Origin of the sequence: Paraburkholderia sp., from assembly GCF_036488505.1 — a bacterium.
In the GTDB taxonomy this organism is placed as follows: domain Bacteria; phylum Pseudomonadota; class Gammaproteobacteria; order Burkholderiales; family Burkholderiaceae; genus Paraburkholderia.
In genome coordinates this window covers 1-2,337 of record NZ_DASXHN010000172.1, presented here as the reverse complement: position 1 = coordinate 2,337, position 2,337 = coordinate 1, and the positions used below count along the sequence as shown (strand labels likewise).

Annotated in this window: 1 protein-coding gene; it reads left to right on the top strand. The window is 63.5% G+C overall.

The features are described from left to right. Positions 1-315: 315 nt before the first annotated feature. A partial coding sequence (locus tag VGH68_RS10095) for an acetamidase/formamidase family protein (protein WP_331603453.1) occupies positions 316-2,337 on the top strand: 2,022 nt, incomplete at its 3' end.

Below are 2,337 nucleotides of genomic sequence, written 5' to 3'. Positions count from 1 at the left end.
CGCACGCAGGGATTCGGCGGCAAGGTACGCGCCAAAGCGTACGCGAACGGAGTCTTGAGGACTTGTCTGGCCGCGCACAACTGCTGGTATAGGTGTGCACGCCAACGTGGAGAGAGACTGCACGGTGCTGGTGAAAGACCGCAAAAAATGGCCCACGCAAAGTGCTTCATCGTGCATGGATGCGCCGCAACGGCGCATCCATGCACTGCGCTACGGCAGGCCACGCGTCGGGATCTGCCATCCACCCATAACGTCCGATGGCGCGAAGGTTGCTTCAAGCTCCCCGTCCTGCCGTTCTTTTTTGGGGAGCCTCGTTTGGACCTGTCGCGCTTTACAACCGAGTCATATCCCGAGGTGGAGCGCGTGCGCGCATGGAGCGCTGCGCTCGACCGGCTTGGCTGGTGCGGCAGGCTCGGGGAGCACACGCTGCACGGCACGTTGACGTCGCAGACATCGGCGGGCGGCTTCGAGCTCACGTCGCTTGCTTCCGTGCCGCAGACGCTCGACCTCAAGGCCGATAACACCGACAGCCTCATGATCGTGCTGCATCTCGACGGCGACGCGACGCTCGTGACCGACGGCCTGCGCGAACGTGTGGCTGTGCGCGACATTGTCTATGCATCGTCACAGGAAGCGGCGTCGCTCGTGTTTACCACAAACTTTCGCCTGTTCATGGTGCGGGTGCCGCGGGCCGCGATCAACGCCCGCCTGCTGTCGCCGTTTTTACTGCGCGCGGCGCGTCTTTCGGGCGATACCGGTATCGGTCACGTCTTCTCCGGTTTTCTCGTGTCGGTAGCGGAAAGTGTCGAGACGCTCTGCGCCGGCGAGTTGCGTCCGTTGGAACTGGCGCTTGCCGAGTTCCTCGTGGCGAGTCTCGCGGGGCATGAGCACAAAGGTTCGTTCGGTGGGCTTACGCCATCGCAGACGGCTATTTTTTCGCGCATGTGCCGGTCTATCGAAGCTAACCTCGGCGATCCCGAACTGGGCGTTGGCACGCTCGCGAAAGAAGAGCGCGTGTCGCCACGGTACGTGCAAAAGCTGTTCGAAACCGCTGGGCAAAGTTTCTCTACCTATCTTCGTTCGCGCAGGCTCGAACGCTGCCGTGCAGAACTCGTCGATCCGCTGTACGAAAAGGTTTCCGTCTCCGACATTTGCTTTCGTTGGGGCTTCAACGATCCCGCACATTTCAGCCGCGTCTTTCGCGAACGTTACGGCGCGTCCCCGCGTACGTTCCGTCACGAAGCGAGTCTTGAGATCGCACGCCATCTCGTGCGCCGCATCTCGCGTGGTTTGCCGGTCAACGCGAGCGGTCTGCTCCTGCATGCGAAGCAAGGGGGCGCAGAGGCGGACGCGGATACGCTCGTTGCGCTCGATGACCCCTGCATCGACCCGGTCCAGATAGCAGCACCCGCTCCGCGCGACAAACCGCGCCATCACCTGCTGCGCGCGACGGCGAACACCGTGCATTGGGGCTATTTCAGCCACAACCTGAAACCGGTGCTTGAAGTGGACAGCGGCGACACGGTCACCATCGAGACATTGACGCAGCACGCGTCCGACGACTGGGAGCGCATGGTCGCGGGCGACCCCGGCGCGGAAAGCGTTTTCCACTGGACGGCCGAGCGCAAGAACGTGAACCGGCGAGGCGCGGGTCCGATGGATGCATCGATCTTTGGCCGCGGCGCGGGTGAAGGCTTCGGCGTGCATATCTGTACGGGCCCGATCGCCGTTCGCCACGCGGAGCCCGGCGACGTGCTCGAAGTGCGCATTATCGATATTCACGCCCGGCGTTGCGCCAGCCCCAAATTCCGTGGCCGCGCCTTCGGCAGCAATGCGGCTGCGTGGTGGGGCTTTCACTATCGCGAGCTGCTGACGGAACCGAAGCCGCGCGAAGTCGTCACCATCTACGAGATCGACGCGGAACCGGCGCCCGACAGCGCCACCGCTTACGCGCGTGCAGTCTATAACTACCGCTGGACGCCGCAACGCGATCCCTTCGGCGTGGTCCATCCGACCATCGATTATCCCGGCGTGCCGGTCGATCACTCGACGGTGGTCGAGAACCACGACATCCTCAAGAACGTGACCATTCCAGTGCGGCCGCATTTTGGCGTCATCGCGGTGGCGCCACAGCAGCATGGCCTGATCGATTCCATTCCGCCGTCGGCGTTCGGCGGCAACCTGGACAACTGGCGGGTCGCGCGCGGCGCGAGCGTTTATCTGCCGGTAGGCGTGCCGGGCGCGCTGCTGTCGATCGGGGACCCGCACGCATCACAAGGCGATTCGGAGCTGTGCGGCACGGCAATCGAATGCTCGTTGACCGGTGACTTCGAACTC